Raw genomic sequence first — 24401 nt, 5'->3', positions numbered from 1 at the left:
CCCATTGCCGGCCTCGCCCGTCAAGCGACGAGGGCAGTGGCGTGACGCCACTGCCCTGCCTGCTCAAAGGGACTGGTGGGGCGTCAGGCGGCCGCCCCCGTGGACTCGGCCGCTCCGACCGCCGCCGGAGGCAGGACCGCGCCGGTCGACTTCTTGCCCCGCCGCAGCCGCTTCTCGAGCCAACTCGCGAACGTCGTCAGCGAGAAGTTGATGGCGATGTAGATGACGGCGACGATCGTGAAGCTGGCGATGGTGTTGGCGCCGTAGTAGGAGCTCATCGGCGAGACCGAGGCCAGCAGTTCGGGGAAGGTGAGGACGGCGCCGCCCAGTGCCGTGTCCTTCACGATGACCACCAGCTGGCTGACGATCGCCGGCAGCATCGCGGTGACCGCCTGCGGCAGCAGGATGAACCGCATCACCTGGTTCTTGCGCAGGCCGATCGCCAGGGCGGCCTCGGACTGGCCCTTCGGCAGGGCCAGGATGCCCGCGCGGACGATTTCCGCGAGGACGGAGGCGTTGTAGAGGACGAGGCCGGTGATCACCGAGTACATCGGGCGATCGTCCGAACTGACGTTGGTGTACTGCGAGAAGAGGGCCTGGCCGAAGATCATCAGGACGAGGACCGGGATGGCCCGGAAGAACTCCACCACGATCGCGACCGGGATCCGTATCCAGGCGTGGTCCGAGAGCCGGGCGATGCCCAGGACCGCGCCCAGCGGCAGCGAGATCAGCATCGCCAGGGCGGCGGCCTTCAGTGTGTTCAGCACCCCTGGCCAGATGTACGTCGACCAGGCCTCCGTACCGCCGAAGAACGGCTTCCACTTCTCCCAGTCGAGCTGGCCCTTGTCGTCGAGACTGGTGAACACCCACCACCCGAGCGCGGCCAGGGCGAGCAGGAACACCACCGTGTAGACGACGTTGCGCCGTTTGGCCCTGGGGCCCTGGGCGTCGTAGAGGACGGACGTCATCGTTTCACCGCCACCTTCTTGCCCACCCAGCCGAGGATCAGGCCGGTCGGCAGCGTCAGACACACGAACCCGAAGGCGATCACGGCGGAGATCAGCAGGAGCTGGGCCTCGTTCTCGATCATCTGCTTCATCAGCAGGGCCGCCTCCGTCACGCCGATCGCGGCCGCCACCGTGGTGTTCTTCGTCAGCGCGATCAGGACGTTCGTCAGGGGGCCGATGACCGAGCGGAACGCCTGGGGCAGCACGACGAGCGTGAGCACCTGAGTGAAGTTCAGCCCGAGCGCACGGGCCGCCTCCGCCTGTCCGACCGGCACGGTGTTGATGCCGGACCGCAGCGCCTCGCACACGAACGCCGCCGTGTAGAGGATCAGACCCAGCACGGCGAGCCGGAAGTTGACGACCTTGAAGTCGGTCGCGCCGAGGCCGACGCGCAGGGTCTGGTTGAGACCGAGCGAGGTGAACAGGACGATCACGGTCAGCGGGATGTTCCGCACGATGTTCACGTAGGCGGCCCCGAAACCGCGCATCAGCGGCACCGGCCCGACCCGCATGGCGGCCAGTACGGTGCCCCAGATCAGGGAGCCGATCGCGGACAGGACGGCGAGCTGCACCGTCGTCCAGAACGCTCCCAGCACGTCGTAGTGATCAAGAAAGTCGAACATGAGGTCCCGCGCTTCCGCGTGTCGGACAGGCCCGGGTGCGCCGCTCCCCCGTGCGGCGCACCCGTGGGGCCCTGATTACTTGACGATGTTGCCGATCTTCGGCGCGGGCTCGTTCTTGTAGTTGGCGGGGCCGAAGTTCTTCTCCACGGCCTTCTCCCACGAACCGTCCGAGACCATCTTCTCCAGGGCGGCGTTGATCTTCGCCTTGAGGTCGCTGCCCTTCTTGACGCCGATGCCGTAGTTCTCGTTGGTCATCTTGAAGCCGCCGAGCTTGAACTTGCCCTTGAAGGCTGCCTGGGAGGCGTAGCCGGCGAGGATCGAGTCGTCGGTGGTCAGTGCGTCGACGGCACCGTTCTGCAGACCCGTCAGGCAGGCCGAGTACGTCGGGTACTGCAGCAGGTTGGCCTTCGGGGCGAGCCTGTCGTGGACGTTCTGCGCCGAGGTCGAGCCCGTCACCGAACACAGCTTCTTGGAGTTCAGGTCCGCGGGCGACTTGATGGAGTTGTCGTCGGCGCGGATCAGCACGTCCTGGTGGGCGAGCAGGTACGGGCCGGCGAAGTCGACCTTCTCCTGGCGCTTCGGCGTGATCGAGTACGTGGCGGCGATGAAGTCGACGTCACCGCGCTGCAGCATGGTCTCGCGGTCGGCGCTCTTCGACTCCTTCCACTCGATCTGGTCGGCGTTGTAGCCGAGCTGCTTGGCGACGTACGTGGCGACGTCCACGTCGAAGCCGGTGTAGCCCTGCGGCGTCTTCTGGCCGAGGCCCGGCTGGTCGAACTTGATACCGATCTTGATCGTCTTGCCGCCGCCGGAGGACGAGCCGCCGTCGCTCTTCTTGTCCGACCCGCAGGCGGTGGCGGCGGTGGCGAGGGCGAGGACGACGGCCGTGGCCGCGGTGACCTTGCGGAGCTTCATGGTGAACATCCTTTGCGTGGTGAAGAGGCGCGGACCGGGACCGGCGCCCGGGAGGCGGGCCGTCGGCGGCGGTGACGCGAGCCGTGCGGGGGGTCGGCGGCGGTGACGCGGCCGCGTGCGGGGTGTCGGCGGTGGGACGCTCGGGGTGAGCGGACGGAGGACGCGGACGGATGGCGCCGGCGCGGAGCCTCAGTGGTGCAGGATCTTCGACAGGAAGTCCTTCGCGCGGTCGCTGCGCGGCGCGCTGAAGAACTGCTCCGGAGTGGCCTCCTCCACGATGCGCCCATCGGCCATGAAGACCACCCGGTTGGCGGCCGACCGGGCGAAGCCCATCTCATGGGTGACCACCACCATGGTCATGCCGTCCCGGGCGAGCTGCTGCATGACCTCCAGGACCTCGTTGATCATCTCCGGGTCCAGGGCGGAGGTCGGCTCGTCGAAGAGGATGACCTTGGGGTCCATCGCGAGCGCGCGGGCGATCGCGACCCGCTGCTGCTGGCCGCCGGAGAGCTGCGCGGGGTACTTGTCCGCCTGGGTGCCGACGCCCACCCGGTCCAGCAGGGCGCGCGCGTTCTCCTCGGCCTTCCGCTTGTCGGTCCTGCGGACCTTGATCTGGCCCAGCATGACGTTCTCGAGCACCGTCTTGTGCGCGAAGAGGTTGAAGGACTGGAAGACCATGCCGACGTCGGCGCGCAGCCGGGCCAGCTCCTTGCCCTCCTGGGGCAGCGGCCTGCCGTCGATCAGGATCTCGCCCGAATCGATGGTCTCCAGGCGGTTGATGGTGCGGCACAGGGTGGACTTGCCGGACCCGGAGGGGCCGATGACCACGACGACTTCACCACGCGCGATGGTCAGGTCGATGTCCTGGAGCACGTGCAACGCGCCGAAGTGCTTGTTGACGCTCTTCAGGACGACCAGTTCGTCGGTCGCGGCCACCGAGTCCTTGGCCACCGATACTTCGGTCATGTGCTCACTGGCTCCGTCCTCGCTCGGTTTCGCAGGACAGTAGTGACCCGTACGACCAGCGTCATTACATCTGAGGGAGATCTGAGCATCACGATCCGGTAGCGGCCGGACACGACCCGTAGCGGACTCCGGCCGACCGCGTACCGGCTGGGTAACGGAAGCCGCCCGCAACCCGAAGCCTCTTGACGGCGTCCTCGTTCATCGGCGTGACTTCCTTGGTGCACGCGCGCGTGCCCACACGTTCGGGTGGGTGACGTCTTTCGGTTGCGGCGCGGGCGACGCCCTTGCGCACGCCGGGAACGCACAGAGACCGTGAGGCCGAACAGACCGTAGGACCGAGAAACCGGAGGGGGCCGGCATGAGACTGCTTCTCGTCGAGGACGACAACCACGTCGCGGCCGCCTTGTCCGCGGTTCTGGCCCGGCACGGCTTCGAGGTCACGCACGCCCGCAGCGGCGAGGAGGCGTTGCAGGCGCTGGTCCCCGAGGGCGCGGGCTTCGGTGTCGTCCTGCTCGACCTGGGGCTTCCCGACCAGGACGGCTACGAGGTCTGCGCCAAGATCCGCAAGCGCACCGGCACCCCGGTGATCATGGTCACCGCTCGTTCGGACGTGCGGTCCCGGATCCACGGCCTGAACCTCGGGGCCGACGACTACGTGGTCAAGCCGTACGACACCGGGGAGCTGCTCGCGCGCATCCACGCGGTCAGCCGGCGCACCCCGCACCTGGACGACACCGGCGCCACCGAGACCGCGCTGCGCCTCGGCCCCGTGCACATCGAGTTCCCCACCCGCCGCGTCAGCGTGGACGGCTCGGTCATCCAGCTGACCCGCAAGGAGTTCGACCTGCTGGCCCTGCTGGCCCAGCGCCCCGGTGTGGTGTTCCGCCGTGAGCAGATCATCAGCGAGGTGTGGCAGACGAGTTGGGAGGGGACCGGGCGCACCCTGGAGGTGCACGTCGCCTCCCTGCGCTCCAAGCTGCGCATGCCCGCGTTGATCGAGACCGTGCGCGGCGTCGGGTACCGGCTCGTCGCCCCGGCCGCGTAGCGGGCAAGGGTGCGCACACGTCTCCTTCCGCTGCTCATCGTCCTGATGGCGGCCGTGCTGCTCGCGCTCGGTGTGCCGCTCGCGGTGAGTCTCGCGGCCGCACAGCAGCAGCGGGTCGTCGTCGACCGCATCGACGACACGGCGCGCTTCGCCGCTCTCGCGCAGTTCGTCACGGACCGGCCGGGCGGCTCCCGGACCGAGGTCACGGACGAGCGCGGCGAGACGCTGGCCAAGGAACTCGGCACGTACTACGACGTGTACGGCATCCGGGCGGGTGTCTTCTACCGCGACGACACGCCGATGGCCAACGCGCCCGGGGACTGGTTCCTGCCGCAGAAGGGGGAGGGCCGCGACGCCTTCAACGAGGCCCTGCTCGGGCGGCGCAGCCACGATCCCGAGCAGGTCTGGCCCTGGCAGCGCAGCCGGCTCGTGGTCGCGTCACCGGTGATCCGCGACGGTGACGTCGTCGCGGTCGTGGTCACGGACTCGCCCACCGGGCAGATGCGGTCCAGGATCCTGCACGGCTGGCTGTTCATCGGCGCGGGGGAGGTCGCGGCGATGCTGCTCGCCGTCGGGGCGGCGCTGCGGCTGACCGGATGGGTGCTCAGGCCGGTACGGGTCCTGGACGCGACCACCCACGACATAGCGACCGGGCGCCTGAAGTCCCGGGTCGCGGTGGCGGGCGGACCGCCGGAACTGAGGCGCCTGGCCCGGTCGTTCAACGAGATGGCGGACAACGTCGAGCAGGTCCTCGAACAGCAGCGCGCGTTCGTCGCCGACGCCTCCCACCAGTTGCGCAACCCGCTGGCCGCGCTGCTGCTGCGCATCGAACTGCTCGCACTGGAACTGCCGGAGGACAACGAGGAGATCGCCTCGGTGCGCACCGAGGGCAAGCGCCTCGCGCAGGTCCTGGACGACCTGCTCGACCTGGCGCTCGCCGAGCACGCCGAGGCGGACCTCAGACTCACCGACATCGGCGCGCTCGCCGCGGAGCGGGTCGCGGCCTGGGGGCCCGCCGCCGAGGCCAAGGGCGTACGGCTGACCGGCACCTGCCCGGCCACCACGGCCTGGGCGGACCCCGTGACGCTGTCCAGCGCGCTGGACGCGGTCATCGACAACGCGGTGAAGTTCACGCCCGCGGGCAAGGGCGTGGAAGTGGAGGTCGCGGCCGCGGGTGACACCGCCACGGTGGTGGTCACCGACGGCGGCCCGGGCCTCAGCGACGACGAACTCTGCCGCGTCGGCGACCGCTTCTGGCGCAGCGCCGCCCACCAGAACATCAAGGGCTCGGGCCTCGGCCTGTCGATCACCCGTACGCTGCTGGCGGCGGGCGGGGGATCGATCTCGTACGCGCATCACGAGCCGCACGGCTTGAGGGTGACGGTGTCGCTCCCGCGGACAGGGGCGGGCGGCGCCGGCGGGTGACTCCGGGCGCCCGTAGCTGCGGACTCGGACGCCCGAAGCTACGGCTTCACCGACCGGTAGTACCGTCGCGCACCTTCGTGCAGTTCCAGCGGGTCCGTGTAGATGGCCGTGCGCAGATCCACCAGCTGTGCCGCGTGCACCTGGGCGCCGATCCGGTCCCGGCTGTCGATGACCACGCGGGTGAGTTTCTCGGTCAGGTCCGCGTTCATGTCCTGCCGCGTGACCAGGAGGTTGGCGACGGCGACGGTCTGCACGGAGACGCCCTGCTGCGCCTGCGGATAGGCGTCGGCGGGCATCACCGCGGCCCGGTACCAGCGTGACGCACCGCCCTGCGCGTGCAGCTTCGTCACCAGGTCGGAGCCGATCGGCACCAGGCGGACCGGGAGGTTCTTCGACAGCTGCGTGATCGCGCTGGTGGGCAGCCCGCCCGACCAGAAGAACGCGTCGATCCGGTGCTTCGTGAGCAGCCCGGGCATCGTCCCGATGCCGTCGGACAGGGGCGTGATGTCCTTCTCCGGGTCCAGCCCGGCCGCCTTCAGCACATGTTCCGCGATCAGCCGCACGCCCGAGCCGCCCGGCCCGACGGCGACCGTGCGGCCCTTCAGGTCCGCCACCGACTGCACGGCGGACGAACGCGGCACCACCAGGTGCACATAGTCGTCGTACAGCCGGGCGCAGCCGCGCAGCCGGTCGGCGCCGGGCCCGTTCCGAAGCCGGTAGGTCTCCACCGCGTCGGCCGCCGCGATGGTGAAGTCCACCTTCCCGGTGGCCACCCGGCGCACGTTCTCCTGCGATCCGTCGCTGTTCAGCAGCCGTACGTCCAGCCGCGGCATGTCCCGGGCGATCGTCTGCCGCAGCAGGGTGCCGTACTTCTCGTAGACGCCGCTCGGAGTGCCGGTGCTGAAGGTGACCGTGCCGCTCGGGGACTCCTCGCCGATCGGCAGCAGCCACCACAGCAGCAGCCCGAGGACCGCGCACGCGGCCACCGAGCCGAGCAGCGCGCGGCGTCTGCCGATACGGGGGAGTGCCTGGAACATGCGCGCGATCCTGCCAGGCCGTGCGCCCGTCTGGCCAGGCCGGGACGGAGAAGGGGAGGGCGCGGGACGGGGGCCGGCGCACGGGTAGGGTCGCACGCATGCGTCCTTCCCCCGCCGACCTCGTCCGTGAGTTCCACCTCGCCTTCGGTCTCGACGTGCGTTCCGTGCCGACGGAGGTCTCCCCGGAGCTGGCCGCGCACCGCGGTGAGCTGCTCGCCGAAGAGGCCGCGGAGGTCGCCGAGGTGTCCGTCACCGGGCCGCTCGACCGGCTGGCGCACGAGCTGGCCGACCTCGTGTACGTGGCGTACGGGACCGCCCTGGTGCACGGCATCGACCTCGACGCCGTCATCGCCGAGATCCACCGCGCCAACATGACGAAGATCGGCCCGGACGGCACGGTGTCCCGCCGGGCCGACGGCAAGGTCCTCAAGGGCGACCACTACCGCGCCCCCGACATCGCGGCGGTCCTGCGCGACCAGGGCTGGACGGCGACGAAGTCGTAGGGACCGCGCCCCCGGGCCGCCTAGACTGACCCCCCGTAAGGACGAGATGACCCAGGTGTGAACAGGAGGCCCACGGTGGCGGCAGTCGGCGGTGGTTTCGAGGATCCGCCCGCCGAGGTGCTGTCCCAGGCGGCCGCCGCGTTCGGGCTGCTCGCCTCGCCCGCGCGGCTGCACATCGTGTGGGCGCTCGCGCAGGGCGAGAGCGATGTCACCGGGCTGGCCGAGCGGGTCGGGGGCGCACTGCCCGCCGTGAGCCAGCACCTGACCAAGCTCAAGCTCGCCGGACTCGTCGGCTCCCGCCGTGAGGGCCGCCGCCAGGTGTACTTCGTCGACGACGCGGACGTCGTGACCGTGGTGCGGCTCCTGGTCGGCCGGCTGACCGACCGTGCCGCTCCGGCCGACGTCCCGGCGCCCAGGCTCCGTGGCCTCTGAGACCGCCGCGGCGCCGGCACCCGCGCCCGGTCCGGACCCCGGCGCTGGCGGCCCCACGTCTCTGCAGGAGCTGCGCCGCCTGGAGAGCAGTCTGCGCGGGCTCACCGAGGCGGAGGCGGAGGCCCGGCTCGCCGAGGCCGGGGAGAACGTGCTCCCGGAGGCCCGTACGACCTCCTGGGCGCGGCGCTTCGTGCGCGGACTGCGCGACCCGTTCACCAGTGTCCTGCTCTGCCTGGGCCTGGTCTCGGCGACCGTCACCGCCTGGGGCACCGCATGCGTGATCCTCTCCCTCGTCGTCGTCAGCTGCTGCCTGCGCGCCACCGGCGAGCACCGGGCCGACCGGTCCATGGCCGCGCTGCGCGACCTGGTCGCCACCACCGCGACCGTGGTGCGCCGACCGAAGACGGCAGGTCCGCCACGGGAGCGTGAGATACCGGCCGCCGAGCTGGTGCCGGGCGACGTGATCCGGCTCGCGCCCGGCGACCTCGTCCCCGCCGACGTACGGCTGCTGCGCGCAAGCGGCCTGACCGTGCACCAGGCGGCGCTCACCGGCGAGTCGGCGCCGGTCGCCAAGAGCGCGCCCGATGTCCCCGGCCCCGTCGGCGGCGGACCCTTCGCCCAGCCCCATCTCTGCTTCCAGGGCAGCAGCGTTGCCTCCGGCAGCGGCACCGCGCTGGTCCTGCACACCGGCGCCCGGACCCGGTTCGCGCGCTCCCACGGCGCGCCCGCCGCGCGCGGGGCGAGCGCCTTCGACCGGTCCGTGCACGGCATCTCCTGGGTGCTGATCCGGTTCATGCTGCTCACCCCGCCACTGGTGCTCATGGCGGGCGCCGCGCTGCGCGGCCGGGGCCTTCAGACGCTGCCGTTCGCCGTCGCGGTCGCCGTCGGCCTCACCCCCGAGATGCTGCCGGTCATCGTCACCACCTGCCTGGCCCGCGGCGCCTCCCTGCTCGCCCGCGGCCACGGCGTGATCGTCAAACGCCTGCCCGCGCTGCACGACCTCGGCGCCGTCGACGTGCTGTGCCTGGACAAGACCGGCACCCTCACCCAGGACCGGCCGGTGGTCGAACGCGCCCTGGACGGCGACGGCAAGGACGCGCCCGAGGTGCTGCGCTGGGCCGCCGTCAGTGCCTGGTGGACCCTCCAGCTCGCCGACCTGCCCGCCCCGGACGCCCTGGACGAGGCGATCCTGGACGCGGCCGACGGCGCCTGGGAGGACTGGGAGGGCGTGGCCGCCGTGCCGTTCGACCCGGTCCGCCGACGTGCCACCGCCGTGGTCCGCGGTGGCCTCGGCAGGCATGTCCTCGTCGTCAAGGGCGCCGCCGAGGACGTACTGGAGCGCTGCGCGCTGGAGCCCGCCGAGCGGGAACGGCTGCTCGCCCGGGCCGCGCGCGAGGCCGGCGACGGCCTCAGGCTGCTGGCGGTCGCCACCGCCGACCGCCCGGCCCGCACCCGCCCCTACACCCCCGCCGACGAACAGGACCTGACCTTCCGCGGCTTCGTCACCTTCCGGGACGCCCTCGCCCCGACCGCCGCCCGCGCCCTGAGGGACCTCGCCGCGCGCGGTGTCACCGTGCGGATCCTCACCGGCGACCACCCCGGCACCGCGGTCCGTGTCTGCCGTGACCTCGGCCTCGACCCGGGCCGGGTGCGGACCGCGGGCGCACCGGACGACGCGAGGGCGACCGTCGTCGCCCGTTGCACCCCCGAGGACAAGGCGCGGATCGTCGCCGACCTGCGCGCGGCCGGGCACACGGTCGGCTTCCTCGGCGACGGCGTCAACGACGTGCCCGCGCTGCACGCAGCCGACGTCGGTGTCGCCCCGCGCGACGCCGTCGACGTGGCCCGCGAGAGCGCGGACGTCGTCCTCGCCTACAAGGACCTCGGCGCGATCGACCACGCCGTCGCCGCCGGCCGGCACGCGAGCGGCAACATCGCCTCGTATCTGCGCATCACGCTCTCCTCGAACCTCGGCAACGTCGTCGCGATGCTCGCCGCCGGCGTCCTGCTGCCCTTCCTGCCGATGCTCCCGGCCCAGGTCCTCGCGCAGAACCTGTGCTTCGACGCGGCCCAGCTCGCCTTCGCCTACGACCGTCCCGCGGCCCGGACCCTCGCCCGGCCCACCGTGCTGCAGCCGCGCGACTTCCTGCGCTTCATCACCGGCTTCGGGCTGCTCAACGCGGTCGCCGACCTCGCCACCTTCGGCGTCCTGGCGATCGCGCTGTACGGGCCGGACGCGCTCGACGACGACGCGGTGTTCCACTCCGCGTGGTTCACGGAGAACCTGCTCACCCAGGCCCTGGTGATGCTGCTGCTGAGGTCCGGCCGGCGCGCTGCCGAGGGGCGCACGCCGGGCCCGCTCGGCCGGGCCGCGGCCGTTCTGGCGGCCGCGGGGCTGCTGCTGCCGATGTCCCCGCTCGGCGCCCTGCTCGGTCTGACCGTGCTGCCGGTGGCGTACTACCTGCTGCTCGCCGCCGTCCTCGCGCTGTACGCGCTCGCCCTCTGGGCGGTCAAAGCACGCTACGAACGACGGACCGGCGACCAGCGGTGACCGGTCGGCCGGGTCCTGTCGGTTTCCCGATGCTCTTCCGCCTGGTTCCGCCACCAACCACGGTGGAGCCGACGGCCGTCCACCTCGGGGAGGCGGCCACGCAGCGGCCGCCGGCCGACCCCGGCTGAGCCACGCGCGTCAGGGGCTGGCGCCGTCGTAGCCGTAGGTCAGCGGCTCGCTGCTCACGCCCAGCCGACGCCGGTAGACGTACAGCGCCTCCACCCGTACGCCGTCCGCCGGGGACTCGACCCGGCAGGGATAGGTCACCTGCAGTACCGAGGGCCGGCCCGCGACCTGCATGCGCAGGCCGTCGGCCGGCCCTCCGGCCAGCACCGCCGTCTCCCACTTCGTCGCGACATGAAGATCCATGTCTGAACTTTAGAGTTGCGCAATCGCTGAAGTGTTGTGAGGTGCGCCACTGGCCCGCGCCAGTTCGTTCCCGGGGTGTCAGCTGTTGGCGTTGAGGACGGGGTAGTAGCCGCTCGCGTGCCCGGTGGCGGTGGGGTGGTACGACTCCCAGCTCGGTGAGGCCACCAGGGAGTGCAGCCAGCCGTCGCCGGAGCAGAGCTCATGGCCGTTGAAGGTGGTGCGCACATCGCCGAAGACGAAGCCGTGGGCCGCGGCCCGGTCGGCGATGACGCCGTCGAGGACGTCCGCGGCCTCGTCGATCTTGCGGTGCTTGGTGTCGCTGAGGCCGACGCAGAAGACGTCGAGGGTGTACATGTGCGGGTAACCCAGCACGACCACCTTGGCGTTGGGCGCCTTGGCGCGGATCGCGTCGTAGGTGGCGTCCAGACGGGCGGGAAGCGTGTTCCGGGCGTAGCTCTCGGCCTGGTCGACCCGGTTGACGCAGTCGGAGTCCGAGCCGGTCACGCATGTGGTCATGACGTCCGAGAAGCCCGCGTCATTGCCGCCCACGGTGAGCGACACCAGCCCGGTGCCGGAGTTCAGCGGGCCGAGCTGACTGCTCGTCACATCCGTGGTGGCCGCGCCCGAGCATGAGGTGTCGGCGAACGCGGACGGCGCGTGCGCGTTCTTCCACAGGTAGGGATAGGCGCTGAAACTGCGGTGGCAGTCGGCGCTCGAACTGTCGTAGTTCCCCGCGCCGTTGCCCGCCGAGTACGAGTCCCCCAGCGCGACGTACGCGGGTCCGGCGGCGTGTGCCGGACCGGTGAGTACCAGGCTGAACATGATCGCCAGGCTCAGCGTGGCAAGGGCTGACAGCGACTTGATGCGTCTCACGAAACCTCCCAGAGCGGGAAAGCCGGCTCTGATGTGGTACAGCGGGCCATCACGCTTGGGAAGTGTTCATGTCAAGAATTTCCGGTATGGGTGTTGCCCGTCCCCGCCCCGTCCCTGGTCCGTGGTTCTTTCTGCGCCCCCGGGCAAACAGCGGTGCGCTGCGCGGCAACGGGTGGTGCGGCGTCCGCCCTAGCGTGACCACGTTCCCCGCCGTACAAGCCATCCGAAACGAGGAAGCAACGCATGCCGTACATCACCGTGGGCCAGGAGAACTCCACCCCCATCGACCTCTACTACGAGGACCACGGATCCGGACAGCCGATCGTTCTCATCCATGGATTCCCCCTCGACGGCCACTCCTGGGAACGGCAGAGTGCCGTGCTGCTCGACGCCGGCTACCGCGTGATCACCTACGACCGCCGTGGTTTCGGGCAGTCCGGCCAGCCGACGACCGGCTACGACTACGACACCTTCGCGGCCGATCTGAACACCGTGCTGGAGACCCTCGACGTGCGGGACGCCGTCCTCGTCGGGTTCTCGATGGGCACCGGAGAGGTCGCCCGGTACGTGTCCACCTACGGTTCCGCCCGGGTCGCCAAGGTGGCCTTCCTGGCCTCGCTGGAGCCCTGCCTGCTCAAGACCGACGACAACCCGGACGGGGTCGCCCCGAAGGAGTTCTTCGACGGCGTCGTCGCGGCCGTCAAGGCGGACCGTTACGCCTATTACACGGACTTCTACAAGGACTTCTACAACCTGGACGAGAACCTCGGCACCAGGATCAGCGAGGAGGCCGTCCGCAACAGCTGGAACGTCGCCGCGGGCGGTGGCTTCTTCGCCGCGGCCGCCGCGCCGTCGACCTGGTACACCGACTTCCGGGCCGACATCCCGGCCATCGACGTGCCCGCCCTGATCCTGCACGGCACGGGTGACCGCATCCTGCCCGTCGAGGGAACCGCGCGGCCGTTCCACAAGGCGCTCCCGTCCGCCGACTACGTCGAGATCGAGGGCGCCCCGCACGGCCTGCTGTGGACCCACGCCGAGGAGGTCAACGCGGCGCTCCTCGCCTTCCTGGCGAAGTGACCCGACCGGAGCCGGGCCGCCGTGCGAGGGCGGCCCGGCTCCCGCATGTCCCGGGCCGTTGCCCCCGCCGCCTGCACCCAGGGCCTGTCCTTCGATTCGCCCTGATCCGAAGGACAGGCTTCGGCTAGGCCACCGGCTCGGGACGGAGCGGCCGTTGCGCGTCCCGGCCCAGTCGGACGACCTCGGTCGGGGGCCGCTTGAGCATGCCGAGGTCCTGCTCCTGCAGGGCGATGACCAGTGCGGTCGCGGGCAGCGCCTCGGGCAGTGCGGCCAGGAGAGCCTCGGCGGTGGGGCGGTCCAGGCCGGCCACCGGCTCGTCGAGCAGCAGGACCGGTGGGCGCCTCAGTACGGCGCGTGCCGTGGCAAGGCGCCGTCGCTGCCCCTGGGACAGCAGACGTCCGCCGGGGCCCACCGGTGTGTCGAGCGGCAGGGCCGACAAGCCCACCACGTCCAGTGCGGTTCGTAGAACGGTGGAGTCCGCCGACGGCGCCGCCTGACGCAGATTGGCCGCGACCGTGTCGTCGGCCAGCCAGTCGTCGGCCTCGACCAGGGTGACCGTCTCGGCGACGGCCGAGGCCGGCAGCTCGTGCACGGGCGTACCGCCGAGGAGCACCGTGCCGGCGAGTGCGGGCACCCGCCCTGCCAGTTGCCCGAGCAGTGTCGACTTCCCGCTGCCGTTGGGGCCGGTGACCAGGACCAGCGCCGGACCTGACACGGTCGTCGTCAGCCCGGTGGGCGAACCGATGAGCGGGAGGCCGTGCGCCTCGACGGAGTGGACGGTCCCGCACCGTCGGCCCGCCGGGTGCGCATCGGCGGAGAGAACGGCCAGGCGCCCGGCCGCGTCCCTGGCCTGAGCCAGGCGCTGCATCAGCCGCGGGAGTCTCTCCAGGAGCTCCCACCCGGCGGCCACCAGCAGCACCTCGCCCACCGCGACGGCGACCGGCTGGGCCGGGGCGGCGCCAAGGGCGATGACCAGGACCACGGCTTGCCCCAGTGCGGCAAGAAGACGCAGCGCCAGCCGGCCGTACCGCTCGGCCCGGGCCGCCGCCCACTCGGCGGACTCGACCAAGGCCATCGCGCTCGCCGTCGTCCGCTGAGCCTGCGGCACGGCGTCCAGGCACCGGAGTTCGTTGAAGGCGGCCCGGCTGCCGAGCAGCGCGGCACCGAAGGCCGCCCTGGCCCCGGCGGCGTCGGCCAGCCGGGCACGCGCACGTCGGTGGGCGTACCGGGCGCAGGCCAGGCCGGCCGCCCAGACGACGAGTTCGGCCGCCCCCAGGACCGGCATGGCCCACAGCAGCAGGGCCTCGGCCAGACACGCGGTGGTGACGGCCGCCCCCAACGGTGCGACGACGTCCGCGGGCAGGCCCGCCACGGTCTCCACATCGGCCGTGAGCCGGCTGAGCAGCGTCCCGTCGCGTTGTCCGCGCAGCTCACGAGGGGTCAGACGGGCAGCGCCGCGGGCCAGCCGAGCCCGCAGGGCCACCTGGGCGGTCAGCAGGGTGCGGTGGTTGACCAGGCGTTCGAGATAGCGCAGACCGGTGCGGGCCAGCGCCAGTGCCCGTACGGCACCCGAGGGGTACATCCAGGACCAGGTGGTGTTGGCCTGGAGGGTGACCACGGCGCACGTCGTCAGGAACCAGCCGGAGACACCGAGCAGTGCGGCGCCGCTGAGTTCCGCCGCCACGGCGAACAGCACGCCGGCCGGCAGGGCGCGGCGCGGAGCCGCCGTACGCAGCAGCCGCCAGGCGCTGAGCCGGTTCATCGGGCTCTCCCGTGGTCCAGCGTGATGACGTGGTCCGCCAGCGGCAGCAGTGCGGGGCTGTGGGTGGCGAGCAGGACCGTACGGTCACGGGTCAGCGTGCGCAGCGCGGACAGGACGCGTTGTTCCGCTTCCGGGTCGAGGTGGGTGGTGGGTTCGTCCAGGCACAGCAGGGGGGCGTCCCGCAGCAACGCCCGGACGAGGGCGAGCTGTTGGGACTGGCCGGAGGACAGGCCGGTGCCGCGTTCGCCGAGCGGGGTGTCCAGTCCCCGCGGCAGTGCGGCGAGGAGGTCCTCGAAGCCGAGGGAGGCGACGGCGTCCAGCAGGTCGCGGTCGTCGGCCGTGGGCCGGGCCAGGAGGAGGTTCTCGCGCAGGGTGCCGGGCAGGAGGTGCGCGGGCTGGCCCACCCAGGCGACCCGGCCGGGGTCGGCGGGGACGGCTCGGCCGTTCAGCAGGTGGAGCGCGCGTCCGCCGTGCGGGGTGTGGAGCCCGGCCGCGACGGCGAGCAGCGTGGACTTGCCGGCCCCGCTGGCTCCGGTGACGGCGAGAGTCCGCCCCGGCGCGAGGTGCAGGCTGACACGGTCGAGCGTGGGTGTCTCCCGGCCTGTGTGCTGGACCGTGACGGCGTCCAGGCTCACCCCGGGTGATGTCGCGGCCCGTCGGCTCGGCCGGGCGGGCGGCGCCACGGTCTCGTGGTGCGCGTCCAGAACCGGGGCCAGCAGGCCGGCGGCCGCGGTCGCCCGGGCGCGGGCGTGGTAGCCGGCGGCCAGGTCCCGGGCCGGCGCGAAGTAGGCGGGCACCAGGACGAGGACGAACAGCGCGGCGGACAGGCTCATGTGGTCCGGTACGACGGGCAGGTCCAGGTAGTCGAGCAGGGCCAGTCCGCAGTAGGTCGCCACCACGGCGAGGGTGCCGGTGATGAGGAGTTCGACCCACGCGGTCGACAGGAAGGCGATCCGCAGCACCTTCTCGGTGCGGTCGGCGACCCCCCGGTCGTGCCGGGCCAGCGCATCGGCCGCCTGGTCGTGCGCCCCGAGCCCGACCAGGGTGGGCAGGCCGCGCAGATGGTCGAGGAGGCGGGCCTGATGGGTGCGGATCGCCGCCAGTTGGGCCCGTACGGCGGTCTGCGTGCCCAGGCCGATGACCTTCAGGTTGGCCGGCAGCAGGGGGGTGGCGGCCAGCACGAGCAGGGCGACGAACCAGCTGCGGGACGCGATCGCGGCCAGGGTGAGGCCGCTGCCGAGCAGCATGGTGGTCCGCGCGGGCAGGTAGTCGGTGAGCCAGTCGGTCAGCTGCTCCACCTCGCCGTCGACGGCCCGGACCAGCGCGGCGTCGTCCAGGTCGGTGCGGGCCGGGCCGCACGCGGGCAGCGCCGTCTCGACGAGCCGGCCGCGCAGGGTCTCGCGTACGGTGCGGGCGCCACGCGCTGCCGCCGCGTCGCCCGCGGCCAGCAGCACGGCGCGCAGGGCCACGCCGGTCGCGATCAGCAGGGCGGGCGGCAGTACGCCGGAAGCGGCGGCGCCGTGGAGAGCGGACAGGCCGCGCTGGGCGCCCCAGGACAGCCCGCCCGCCCAGAGGACCGTGCCCAGCTGGGCCGCGCCGCGCAGCAGGCCCGCGCGGCGCAGCTCTCGCCGGCCGACGGCCGCCCATTCCTTCAACCGGGCGGGCGCCGGGCTCTCGGCGCTGTCCGCGGCCAGTTCGTCCAGGAGCACGGCGGTGGTGCTCATGAGGTGGTCTCCGCCCGGATGCCGTCGATGCCGTCGACGCCCTTCAAGCCCGTGGCGTCCGCCTGGAAGTGGCCGGCGCGCCCGTCCCGGCGGTCGCCCACGACCCAGGCGGCTAGCGCCGTGCCGCCCAGGACGGTGACGCCGACCGGGCCGATCCAGTGGGACACACCGCCGAACACGTCCTGCGACAGTGCCGCCGCCAGGATGCCGGTCACCACGAGCAGGGTCCGCCGCACGACCGTCCGCGCGCGGCCGGACGGCGCGGGGAAGACCGCCAGGGGATGGGCCCGGGCAGGCAGCGGCGGGATCGGACGCTCCACCGGATCGGTGTACTTGCCGCGGAAGCTGCGCCAGGCGTAGATGTTGTACGCCAGTACGAACGGCATGCACAGCCCGACGCCCAGCACCAGGAAGAGCTGGGAGGAGTGCGGGCTCGCCGCCTGATGGACGGTCAGCGTGGGCGGTACGACGACCGGTACGGAGATCACCGCCAGGCCGAGCAGCCCACAGGCCGTCATCGTGGTCACGGCGGCGAACGGCCGCCAGTCGGGGCGGCGGCCGAAGCCGTACCAGGCGACCGCACCGGCCGCGACGGCGGCCACGACCGTGAGCCAGAACAGCACGGCCCGCAGGGGCTGGCCCAGCTGCGTCTGCTGCGGATCGGCACTGGGCAGCAGTAGGCCGAGTACGACCGCCATGACCGCGGTGACCGCCAGCAGCGACCGTCCGGTGCGGCGGACGGCCGACCGCGACCAGCCCCGGGTCTTGTCCTGCAACCAGGCGGCCCCGGCCAGCAGGTAGACGGCGACCAGGCCGAGCGCGCACAGCACGCTGTAGCCGTTGAGCCAGTCGAAGGCCCCGCCCCGGAAGGAGCCGCCCCGCTGGTGCGGGCCGGTGAGCACGCCGCCGAGGACGAGTCCCTGGCACACGGTCGCGGCGAGCGACGCCCCGCCGAACAGCAGCGCCCAGCCTCGCCGGTAGCCGCCGGCCGCGCTCTGCATCTCCAGGCCCAGCCCGCGCAGGATGATGGCCACCAGCATGCCGATCAGCGGTAGGTAGACACTGGGCAGCAGCACGGCGTCGGCGCCCGGCAGACCGGCCCACAGGACGACCCCGGCCAGCACGATCCAGCTCTCGTTGGCGTCCCAGGCGGTGGCGACGATCTCGCCGTACTCCCGCCGCCGCTCCGGCCCTGCCGCCAGGCTGAGCATGCCCACCCCCAGGTCGTAACCGTCGAGGACGACATACATCGCGAGTGAGAAGAGGACCAGGGCGTAACTGGCGTACTCAAGCAACGAGGGCCTCCGATACGTCGGGGGAGGCGGGCCCGGTGGGCAGTGCCTCGGGTCCCGCCTTGACCGTGCGGACGATGTAGCGGGCCCAGATGGCCAGCAGAGAGACGTAGAGCAGAACGAAAGCGGCCAGGCTCGCGGCGACTTCGAACGTGCTGAGGTGGGAGACCGCGTCGACGGTGCGCAGCTGCCCGTAGACGACCCAGGGCTGGCGGCCCGTCTCGGCGACGATCCATCCGCCGGTGATGGCGATGATCCCGGCCGGGGTCATCCACACCATCCACCGCAGGAAGCGCGGGGAGTCGAACAGGCGCCGTCGTACGCGCAGGACCACGCCCGCGAAGGCCGTGGCGAACATGAGCAGCGCGGTGAAGTACATCGCGCGGAAACCGTAGAAGGTGGTCCACATGTTGGGGCGCTCGTCGGGCGGGGTCCCCAGCAGGCCGGGCGTCGTCGTCCTGCCGCTGAGGTCCTGGGCGATGGCCGAGCCGAGATAGGGGATCTCCACGTGCAGCCGGTTCACGCCCTTGCCGGTGTCGGGGACGACGAGCAGGTTGTAGCCGTTGTTGTCGCTCTTCCAGTTGCCCTCGAACGCCTCCAGCTTGGGGAGCTGGTGCTGCCCCATGAAGCCCGCCGTGCCGTCTCCCACATACAGCTGCACCGGCATCAGCACGCCCAGCACGCCGAGTGCGATGGACAGGCAGCGGCGGGCCATGGGCTGGGCGTGGACCCGGTTCTGCACCAGGTACCAGGCGGAGATCCCGCCGACGAACCAGGCGGCGCTGATCAGCACGGCCAGCAGCATGTGCGGGAAGCGGTGGGCGAAGGCGGGGTTGAGAAGAATGCCGATCCAGTCCCTGGCGTGGAACTGGCCGTCGACCTTCTCGTAGCCGACCGGGTCCTGCATCCAGCTGTTGGCCGACAGGATCCAGGTGGTCGACAGCAGCGTTCCGAAGGCCACCATCCAGCAGGCCAGGGCCATGGTGCGCGGGCGGATCCGTCCGTCCCCGTAGAGCATCAGGCCGATGAACCCCGCCTCCAGGAAGAAGGCGGTGATCACTTCCATGCCGATGGTGACCCCGATGACCGGCCCGACCGCGTGGGCGTACGTGCCCCAGTTGAGGCCGAACTCGAACGTCATGACCGTGCCCGCGACGACGCCCAGGCCGAAGCCGACGGCGAAGATCTTCTTCCAGAAGCGGAAGATCTGCAGGTACAGGGGGTTCCCCGTGCGCACGTAGACCGTGTACGCGACGGCGAGGAGCACGGAGAGGCCGACCGTGAGCGCGGGGAAGGTCATATGGAAGACGGCGGTGATCGCGAACTGCCATCGGGACAGTTCGACGACGGCGGGCGAAGCCATGGGTACTCCCGGGGGAGGCGGCGGTTCTGGACGGGGCTCCGCGTGTTCCCGGCTCTGCGGCGCGGCGCCGTGTCCGGCACGGGCGGGTGGGTTGTCGCCGGAGCCGCTGTGGCGTCCCGGGTCCGTCGCGGCGGCCGTGCCGGCCGGGGGAGGGGACGCGGTCGTCGCCCTGTGACACCGACACGCTAGACGGCCGACCGGGTACGACGATGGTCCGCGAGTGCCGTGCCCTTGCCCGACGGCGCACACTCACGGCCGGGAGCGAGCGGCTCACCTCGCCGCACCGTGACAGGACGCTGAGGGGCAAGCCCCTCTGCACGCACAGGCACGACGGCCGCGCGACCGGTGCCTACATTTCCGGAACCCACACAGTTGCCGGAACGAAGAGGCCCCCATGCAGTTCGGAATTTTCTCGGTGGGGGACGTGACCCCCGATCCGACCACCGCTCGTACTCCGTCGGAACACGAGCGGATCAAGGCGATCGTCGCCATCGCGCTGAAGGCGGAGGAGGTGGGCCTCGACGTCTTCGCCACGGGTGAGCACCACAACCCGCCGTTCGTGCCGTCGTCCCCGACCACGATGCTCGGCTACATCGCCGCCCGTACCGAGAAGCTGATCCTGTCCACCGCCACGACGCTGATCACCACCAACGACCCGGTGAAGATCGCCGAGGACTACGCGATGCTTCAGCACCTGGCCGACGGCCGGGTGGATCTGATGATGGGGCGTGGCAACACCGGTCCGGTGTATCCGTGGTTCGGCCAGGACATCCGGGAGGGCATCAACCTCGCCAAGGAGAACTACGCGCTGCTGCGCCGGCTGTGGCGTGAGGACGTGGTGAACTGGGAGGGCAAGTTCCGCACACCGCTGCAGGGCTTCACCTCCACGCCCCGGCCGCTGGACGGCGTACCGCCGTTCGTCTGGCACGGCTCGATCCGCTCCCCGGAGATCGCCGATCAGGCGGCCTTCTACGGCGACGGCTTCTTCCACAACAACATCTTCTGGCCCGCCGAGCACACCAGGCGCATGGTCCAGCTCTACCGGCGGCGCTACGCCCACTACGGTCACGGCCGCCCCGAGGAGGCCATCGTCGGTCTCGGCGGACAGGTGTTCATGCGGAAGAACTCCCAGGACGCCGTGCGGGAGTTCCGCCCCTACTTCGACAACGCGCCGGTCTACGGGCACGGGCCGTCACTGGAGGACTTCACCGAGCAGACCCCGCTGACGGTGGGCTCTCCCCAGCAGGTGATCGAACGGACGCTGTCCTTCCGCGAGACGGTCGGCGACTACCAGCGGCAGCTGTTCCTGATGGACCACGCGGGACTGCCGCTGAAGACGGTCCTGGAGCAGCTCGACATCCTCGGTGAGGAAGTGGTGCCCGTGCTGCGGAAGGAGTTCGCGATCGGCCGCCCGGCCGACGTACCGGACGCTCCCACCCACGAGTCCCTGCGGGCCGTTCAGGAGGTCTCCGCCGCATGAAACTCGTAGCGGTCTCCGCGGGGCTGAGCACCCCCTCCTCCACACGCCTGCTCGCCGACCGTCTCGCCGAGTCGGCCCGCGGTGAACTCGCCGCCCAGAGCCACGACGTGGAAACGCAGGTCGTCGAGTTGCGGGAACTCGCCGTCGCCGTCGCCAACAACCTCGTCACCGGTTTCCCGTCGCCGCCGCTGGCCACCACGATCGACGCGGTGACGGGCGCCCACGGCCTGATCGTCGTGACCCCGGTGTTCACCGCTTCCTACAGCGGGCTGTTCAAGTCGTTCTTCGACCTGATCGACCCGGAGGCCCTCACCGGGAAGCCGGTCCTGATCGGTGCGACCGGAGGAACGGCCCGCCACTCCCTGGTCCTGGAGCACGCCCTGCGTCCGCTCTTCGCCTACCTGCGCGCGGCCGTCGTCCCCACCGCGGTCTACGCGGCCTCCGAGGACTGGGGATCCGGCGGTGACGAGTACACCGAGGGCCTGCCCGCGCGCATCCGGCGGGCGGGCGGCGAGCTGGCAGCCCTGATGGCCGCCCGTCCGGTCGAGGAGACACCCGAGGACGACATCACCGCGCTCGAACGGCAGCTCTCGGACCTGCGCTTCGACTGAGGCCGATCGGGTCGTGCCACCGGGCACGGAGGGACTCCACATCGACCTGGACCGCGTCGTGGCCGAACTCATGGCGGGAAGCGAGTGACAGGTCGGCTCGGAAGGCATGCCCTCCCTCGCCGGGCTCGTGCGCACAGCCCGGCTTTCCGGGCTGTGGGACCGGCCAGGATCAAGCGGCATCGCTGAGCAGAACGCTCCTTCGGCGCCGGGGAACCTGGGTCCTGGTGATCGGTGATTCCAGGATCGACCACGTGCATGCCTGCCATGCCCTGGGCGACATGCCGTAGGCGTCGCGGAACACGCGGCTGAAATGCGACGGGCTGGTGAAGCCCGACCGGCGCGCCACGGCCGCCACGGTCAGCCCGTGGTTCGGTGCCCGATTCAGCATCTGCCGGCTGACGACGAGCCTTCGCTGCCGTATCCACTGGCTCACCGACGTGTCCTCGTTCTGGAAGAGCTTGTGCAGGTAACGGACGGAAATATGGTGCGCCAGCGCTATGGAGGTGGGTGACAGATCGGGATCGCCCAGGTTTCCTTCGATGAATTCCTTGATTCGTGTCAGCAGCTCGTCGCCGGTGTTCGACGCGTCGGATGTCTCCGGCCGTCTCTGCGTCGCCAGGAGTTCCATGACGAGTGCGCCGACGAGGTCCAGGGCGCTGCGGACGAGCCGGTCGCCGATCCTCGAACTGCGGAACTCCCCTGCGGGGGCGAGTGCGGACAGGAGGACCGACGCCATCGAGCCCAGGCCCTCACCGCCGCGTACGGGCACACCCGCGATACGGCGCAGGTCCGGCTCCGCCACTCCCAGGTGGTGCCGGGAGATGCGGAAGACCATCATCTGGCAGTCGTCGTCGAGGTATACGGAACGAAGCAGATCCGGGTCGCAGAAGAGCAGGTCGCCAGGCTCCAGGAGAATCTCCGTCCCATGGTGGGAGACGGCAGTGGATTCGCGTAGCTGCAGGCCGAGGTGAACGAATTCCCCCTCTTCGGTCCCCGGCAACCGGGAGAGGGCGTGAATGTCTTCGGAATTGCCGACCGGGGCGAGGGTCAGTATGTGTTCCACTCCGGTCTGTGATGCGAGGGACATCGCCGACTCGGCCATGACAGCTCCAACCATGCCGTAGCTCGTTGCGTGAGGTGGATCGTTGCCGTTCGCCCGCGCCACCGGACGATCAGGCGCGCGGTGCGTCATACGTGCAGCGCGTCATAGAGGAATTCGCCGCCCTGCTGGGTCGCCGCCCTGGCGGCGCACGTGTCACGCAGCGCGTTGAGCATGACGAAGTCGTGGATGACGCCCTGGTAGAGCACAGCAGTGGTCGGCACACCGGCGGCGCGCAGTCTGGCCGCGTAGGCCTCGCCCTCATCGCGCAGGACGTCCGCCTCGGCGACGATGACCAACGCCTGCGGCAGCCCGGCCAGATCCTCCAGGCTCGCCCGCAGTGGCGAGGCGGTGATCTGCGCGCGCTCGGCCGGATCGGTCGTGTACTGGTCCCAGAACCACTTCATCCCCTCGCGGCTGAGGAAGTAGCCGCGCGCGAACCGCTGGTAGGAGCCGGTGTCGAAGTTCGCGTCGGTCACGGGGTAGAACAGCAACTGCGCGGCCAGCCTCGGACCCTTGCGATGCTTGGCCAGGAGTGTGATGGCGGCGGCCATGTTGCCGCCGACCGAGTCGCCGGCCACCGCGACGCGGGCCGCGTCGAACCCGTGCGCGGCTCCCTGCTCGGAGATCCACAGCAGCGTGGCGTAGATCTCCTCGACCGCCGTCGGGTATTTCGCCTCGGGGGAGAGGCTGTAGTTGACGAAGACCGTCGCCGCCCGGGCCCGTACGGTGAGCTCCCGGACGAGCCGGTCATGGGTGTGGGCGTTGCCGAACACCCAGCCGGCGCCGTGGACGTACAGGACGACGGGCAGGGGCCCCTGGGCACCGGCCGGGCGGAAGACGCGCAGCGAGACCTGCCCCGAGGGGCCTACCGGGATGACCAGGTCCTCCACGTCGGCATCCGGCACCCGGACGTCGCCCGCCTGGACCCGGTCGACGGCCTTCCTCCCCTCGACCGGGCCCAGGTCGTGGAGGTACGGAGGGTTAGCCGTGGTCTCGGCGAAGGCCTGCGCGGCCATTTCCAGGACCGGCTCGACGGTGGACATGCTGCCTCTTCCATGTGCATGACGTGCCGCCCGGGCGGCCTCACGTCCTCACCCTGGCAAGCAGCATGCTCAGAGGCATCAGTATGTTGACGGTCCATTTCCGAGGGCAGCGCGAACAGACCGGTGGCCGGCGGTCGCAGCACCACGGCGGGTGAGCGTCAGCGCCGGTCGGCCAGGGAGTCCTTGAGGAAGTGGCCGCCCTGCCTGATCGCAGCCACCGTGGGCGGGCTCTCCCGCAAAGCATTCAGGGAGGCGAAGTCGTGCACCGTCCCCAGGTAGCGGGCGGCGATCACGGGCACACCCTGCTGCCGCAGCAGGCGGGCGTACTGCTCCCCCTCATCACGTACGACATCCGCCTCCGCCGTCACGACCAGGGCGGGAGGCAGTCCCGCGAGGTCCGCCGTGCCGGCCCGCAGCGGTGCGGCCGTGGGCTCGGCGAGTTCGCACTCGTCGTCGCTGTACTGCCGCCAGTACCACTCCAGAGCCGTGCCCGTCAGCAGGTAACCGGACTCGAACTGTTCCCGCGAGGGGGTGTCGCTGTGCGGCTCGGTCATTGGGTAGTAGAGCAACTGCGCGCGGATGCGGGGGCCGCCGCGCTGCTTGGCCATCATGGTGAGCGCCGTGGCCATGGTCGCGCCGGCGCAGTCGCCGGCCACCGCCAGCCTCCGCTCGTCCAGCTCCAGTTCGGCGGCCTGCTCGACCACCCAGGTCAGCACCGCGTACGACTCCTCCAGCGCGACCGGGTAGCGGGCCTCGGGAGTGCGGGTGTACTCGGGCACGATGAAGGCGGCGGAACTGGCGGCCGCCAGCTCGCTGATCATCCGCGCGTGCGTCCGGGCGTCACCCAGCATCCACCGGCCGCCGTGCAGGTAGACGACGACGGGAAGGGGACCGGTCGGCTCGGTCGGCCGGAACATCCAGAAGCCGACGAGACCGGAGGGGCCCACCGGCGCCACCCTGTACTCGGCGTCCACGCCGAAGTCGTCCGGCGCGTGGCCCTGGATCTCCAGCAGTGCCTGCCGTCCGTCGACCGGACCGAGCTGGTGCAGAAAGGGCGGTGCCGCGGAGGCGTCGACGAGCCGCTGGACGCGGGGATCGAGGACGACGGCGGGGCGGTCGGGTCCGCCGGGGCCCGTGCTGGGCTCGAAGCTCACACTGCTCACGTTCCTTCCAACGAAACGATCAGCCGTCCCCCCGA

Annotated in this window: 22 protein-coding genes; 8 read left to right on the top strand and 14 right to left on the bottom strand. The window is 71.3% G+C overall.

The annotated features are described in order from the left end of the window. Positions 1-83 precede the first annotated feature (83 nt). From ACFYZJ_RS02925 to ACFYZJ_RS02910, 4 genes are all read right to left on the bottom strand, one after another. Positions 84-968 (bottom strand): amino acid ABC transporter permease, encoded by an 885-nt coding sequence (locus tag ACFYZJ_RS02925; protein WP_388562133.1) that lies wholly within the window; start codon positions 966-968, stop codon positions 84-86. Beyond that, positions 965-1630 (bottom strand): amino acid ABC transporter permease, encoded by a 666-nt coding sequence (locus tag ACFYZJ_RS02920; protein ID WP_388562131.1) that lies wholly within the window; start codon positions 1628-1630, stop codon positions 965-967. Before ACFYZJ_RS02920 ends, ACFYZJ_RS02925 begins: the two co-directional genes overlap by 4 nt. A gap of 75 nt (positions 1631-1705) precedes the next feature. Beyond that, positions 1706-2545 (bottom strand): glutamate ABC transporter substrate-binding protein, encoded by an 840-nt coding sequence (locus ACFYZJ_RS02915; RefSeq protein WP_388562129.1) that lies wholly within the window; start codon positions 2543-2545, stop codon positions 1706-1708. Positions 2546-2734: 189 nt separating this feature from the next. Next, complete coding sequence (locus ACFYZJ_RS02910; RefSeq protein ID WP_388562127.1) at positions 2735-3511, bottom strand: amino acid ABC transporter ATP-binding protein; 777 nt, start codon at positions 3509-3511, stop codon at positions 2735-2737. A gap of 358 nt (positions 3512-3869) precedes the next feature. On the opposite strand from ACFYZJ_RS02910, the gene ACFYZJ_RS02905 reads away from it, so the two are divergent. Both ACFYZJ_RS02905 and ACFYZJ_RS02900 read left to right on the top strand, forming a co-directional pair. Further along, complete coding sequence (locus tag ACFYZJ_RS02905; protein WP_388562125.1) at positions 3870-4556, top strand: response regulator transcription factor; 687 nt, start codon at positions 3870-3872, stop codon at positions 4554-4556. A 9-nt stretch (positions 4557-4565) separates the two neighbouring features. Continuing rightward, positions 4566-5981 (top strand): ATP-binding protein, encoded by a 1416-nt coding sequence (locus tag ACFYZJ_RS02900; protein WP_388562123.1) that lies wholly within the window; start codon positions 4566-4568, stop codon positions 5979-5981. 38 nt (positions 5982-6019) lie between these two features. On the opposite strand, the gene ACFYZJ_RS02895 is transcribed toward ACFYZJ_RS02900, so the two are convergent. Next, complete coding sequence (locus tag ACFYZJ_RS02895; protein WP_388562121.1) at positions 6020-7018, bottom strand: TAXI family TRAP transporter solute-binding subunit; 999 nt, start codon at positions 7016-7018, stop codon at positions 6020-6022. A 98-nt stretch (positions 7019-7116) separates the two neighbouring features. Here ACFYZJ_RS02895 and ACFYZJ_RS02890 point away from each other — a divergent pair, with 98 nt between their 5' ends. The 3 genes from ACFYZJ_RS02890 (at position 7117) to mgtA (ending at position 10504) form a co-directional block, all read left to right on the top strand. Further along, a complete protein-coding gene (locus tag ACFYZJ_RS02890) occupies positions 7117-7521 on the top strand; it encodes a MazG nucleotide pyrophosphohydrolase domain-containing protein (RefSeq protein ID WP_388562119.1) in 405 nt (134 codons plus the stop codon). A 75-nt stretch (positions 7522-7596) separates the two neighbouring features. Beyond that, a complete protein-coding gene (locus ACFYZJ_RS02885) occupies positions 7597-7953 on the top strand; it encodes an ArsR/SmtB family transcription factor (protein WP_388562117.1) in 357 nt (118 codons plus the stop codon). After that, the gene (gene mgtA, locus ACFYZJ_RS02880) at positions 7943-10504 is read left to right on the top strand and encodes a magnesium-translocating P-type ATPase (RefSeq protein WP_388562115.1); all 2562 of its coding nucleotides are present in this window, start codon (positions 7943-7945) and stop codon (positions 10502-10504) included. The genes ACFYZJ_RS02885 and mgtA overlap by 11 nt, the downstream gene beginning before the upstream one ends. A gap of 138 nt (positions 10505-10642) precedes the next feature. On the opposite strand, the gene ACFYZJ_RS02875 is transcribed toward mgtA, so the two are convergent. After that, complete coding sequence (locus tag ACFYZJ_RS02875) at positions 10643-10873, bottom strand: hypothetical protein (protein ID WP_388562113.1); 231 nt, start codon at positions 10871-10873, stop codon at positions 10643-10645. A gap of 78 nt (positions 10874-10951) precedes the next feature. Continuing rightward, the gene (locus ACFYZJ_RS02870) at positions 10952-11746 is read right to left on the bottom strand and encodes an SGNH/GDSL hydrolase family protein (protein WP_388562111.1); all 795 of its coding nucleotides are present in this window, start codon (positions 11744-11746) and stop codon (positions 10952-10954) included. A gap of 243 nt (positions 11747-11989) precedes the next feature. Here ACFYZJ_RS02870 and ACFYZJ_RS02865 point away from each other — a divergent pair, with 243 nt between their 5' ends. Further along, on the top strand, positions 11990-12826 hold the full coding sequence (locus tag ACFYZJ_RS02865; RefSeq protein ID WP_388562109.1) for an alpha/beta fold hydrolase: 837 nt from the start codon (positions 11990-11992) through the stop codon (positions 12824-12826). 124 nt (positions 12827-12950) lie between these two features. Here ACFYZJ_RS02865 and ACFYZJ_RS02860 read toward each other — a convergent pair whose 3' ends face one another. The 4 genes from ACFYZJ_RS02860 to ACFYZJ_RS02845 are packed head-to-tail and all read right to left on the bottom strand — an operon-like array spanning position 12951 to position 18967. Beyond that, a complete protein-coding gene (locus tag ACFYZJ_RS02860; protein WP_388562107.1) occupies positions 12951-14588 on the bottom strand; it encodes an ATP-binding cassette domain-containing protein in 1638 nt (545 codons plus the stop codon). Further along, positions 14585-16312: an ABC transporter ATP-binding protein/permease gene (locus ACFYZJ_RS02855; protein WP_388562105.1), complete on the bottom strand. Its 1728-nt coding sequence runs from the start codon at positions 16310-16312 to the stop codon at positions 14585-14587. The genes ACFYZJ_RS02860 and ACFYZJ_RS02855 overlap by 4 nt, the downstream gene beginning before the upstream one ends. Continuing rightward, a complete protein-coding gene (locus tag ACFYZJ_RS02850; protein ID WP_388562104.1) occupies positions 16309-17607 on the bottom strand; it encodes a cytochrome d ubiquinol oxidase subunit II in 1299 nt (432 codons plus the stop codon). The genes ACFYZJ_RS02855 and ACFYZJ_RS02850 overlap by 4 nt, the downstream gene beginning before the upstream one ends. Then, complete coding sequence (locus ACFYZJ_RS02845; protein ID WP_388562102.1) at positions 17600-18967, bottom strand: cytochrome ubiquinol oxidase subunit I; 1368 nt, start codon at positions 18965-18967, stop codon at positions 17600-17602. Before ACFYZJ_RS02845 ends, ACFYZJ_RS02850 begins: the two co-directional genes overlap by 8 nt. Positions 18968-19361: 394 nt before the next feature. Here ACFYZJ_RS02845 and ACFYZJ_RS02840 point away from each other — a divergent pair, with 394 nt between their 5' ends. Together ACFYZJ_RS02840 and ACFYZJ_RS02835 are read left to right on the top strand one after the other, a co-directional pair. Further along, entirely contained in the window at positions 19362-20447 is a 1086-nt protein-coding gene (locus ACFYZJ_RS02840) for an LLM class flavin-dependent oxidoreductase (protein ID WP_388562100.1), read from the top strand. Continuing rightward, positions 20444-21058 (top strand): FMN reductase, encoded by a 615-nt coding sequence (locus ACFYZJ_RS02835; protein ID WP_388562099.1) that lies wholly within the window; start codon positions 20444-20446, stop codon positions 21056-21058. The genes ACFYZJ_RS02840 and ACFYZJ_RS02835 overlap by 4 nt, the downstream gene beginning before the upstream one ends. A gap of 169 nt (positions 21059-21227) precedes the next feature. Here the strand turns inward: ACFYZJ_RS02835 and ACFYZJ_RS02830 are convergent, their stop codons facing one another. The 3 genes from ACFYZJ_RS02830 to ACFYZJ_RS02820 all read right to left on the bottom strand — a co-directional run bounded on the left by ACFYZJ_RS02830 (position 21228) and on the right by ACFYZJ_RS02820 (position 24357). Beyond that, on the bottom strand, positions 21228-22175 hold the full coding sequence (locus ACFYZJ_RS02830; protein ID WP_388562097.1) for an AraC family transcriptional regulator: 948 nt from the start codon (positions 22173-22175) through the stop codon (positions 21228-21230). Between the two features lie 71 nt (positions 22176-22246). Then, on the bottom strand, positions 22247-23203 hold the full coding sequence (locus ACFYZJ_RS02825) for an alpha/beta hydrolase (protein WP_388562095.1): 957 nt from the start codon (positions 23201-23203) through the stop codon (positions 22247-22249). Between the two features lie 158 nt (positions 23204-23361). After that, positions 23362-24357 carry an alpha/beta hydrolase gene (locus tag ACFYZJ_RS02820; RefSeq protein ID WP_388562093.1) on the bottom strand — a complete coding sequence of 332 codons (996 nt, stop codon included), beginning with the start codon at positions 24355-24357 and terminating at the stop codon, positions 23362-23364. Positions 24358-24401: the final 44 nt, after the last annotated feature.

The organism is Streptomyces sp. NPDC001848 (genome assembly GCF_042891915.1).
Lineage (GTDB): Bacteria > Actinomycetota > Actinomycetes > Streptomycetales > Streptomycetaceae > Streptomyces.
This window is presented reverse-complemented; position numbering and strand designations above follow the sequence as displayed.

What these genes read in the sequence shown, in the direction of transcription:
- ACFYZJ_RS02925 (WP_388562133.1), bottom strand. Translation starts at nt 968, where the DNA reads ATGACGTCCGTCCTCTACGACGCCCAGGGCCCCAGGGCCAAACGGCGC.
- ACFYZJ_RS02920 (WP_388562131.1), bottom strand. Translation starts at nt 1,630, where the DNA reads ATGTTCGACTTTCTTGATCACTACGACGTGCTGGGAGCGTTCTGGACG.
- ACFYZJ_RS02915 (WP_388562129.1), bottom strand. Translation starts at nt 2,545, where the DNA reads ATGAAGCTCCGCAAGGTCACCGCGGCCACGGCCGTCGTCCTCGCCCTC.
- ACFYZJ_RS02910 (WP_388562127.1), bottom strand. Translation starts at nt 3,511, where the DNA reads ATGACCGAAGTATCGGTGGCCAAGGACTCGGTGGCCGCGACCGACGAA.
- ACFYZJ_RS02905 (WP_388562125.1), top strand. Translation starts at nt 3,870, where the DNA reads ATGAGACTGCTTCTCGTCGAGGACGACAACCACGTCGCGGCCGCCTTG.
- ACFYZJ_RS02895 (WP_388562121.1), bottom strand. Translation starts at nt 7,018, where the DNA reads ATGTTCCAGGCACTCCCCCGTATCGGCAGACGCCGCGCGCTGCTCGGC.
- ACFYZJ_RS02890 (WP_388562119.1), top strand. Translation starts at nt 7,117, where the DNA reads ATGCGTCCTTCCCCCGCCGACCTCGTCCGTGAGTTCCACCTCGCCTTC.
- ACFYZJ_RS02875 (WP_388562113.1), bottom strand. Translation starts at nt 10,873, where the DNA reads ATGGATCTTCATGTCGCGACGAAGTGGGAGACGGCGGTGCTGGCCGGA.
- ACFYZJ_RS02865 (WP_388562109.1), top strand. Translation starts at nt 11,990, where the DNA reads ATGCCGTACATCACCGTGGGCCAGGAGAACTCCACCCCCATCGACCTC.
- ACFYZJ_RS02860 (WP_388562107.1), bottom strand. Translation starts at nt 14,588, where the DNA reads ATGAACCGGCTCAGCGCCTGGCGGCTGCTGCGTACGGCGGCTCCGCGC.
- ACFYZJ_RS02855 (WP_388562105.1), bottom strand. Translation starts at nt 16,312, where the DNA reads ATGAGCACCACCGCCGTGCTCCTGGACGAACTGGCCGCGGACAGCGCC.
- ACFYZJ_RS02845 (WP_388562102.1), bottom strand. Translation starts at nt 18,967, where the DNA reads ATGGCTTCGCCCGCCGTCGTCGAACTGTCCCGATGGCAGTTCGCGATC.
- ACFYZJ_RS02840 (WP_388562100.1), top strand. Translation starts at nt 19,362, where the DNA reads ATGCAGTTCGGAATTTTCTCGGTGGGGGACGTGACCCCCGATCCGACC.
- ACFYZJ_RS02835 (WP_388562099.1), top strand. Translation starts at nt 20,444, where the DNA reads ATGAAACTCGTAGCGGTCTCCGCGGGGCTGAGCACCCCCTCCTCCACA.
- ACFYZJ_RS02830 (WP_388562097.1), bottom strand. Translation starts at nt 22,175, where the DNA reads ATGGTTGGAGCTGTCATGGCCGAGTCGGCGATGTCCCTCGCATCACAG.
- ACFYZJ_RS02825 (WP_388562095.1), bottom strand. Translation starts at nt 23,203, where the DNA reads ATGTCCACCGTCGAGCCGGTCCTGGAAATGGCCGCGCAGGCCTTCGCC.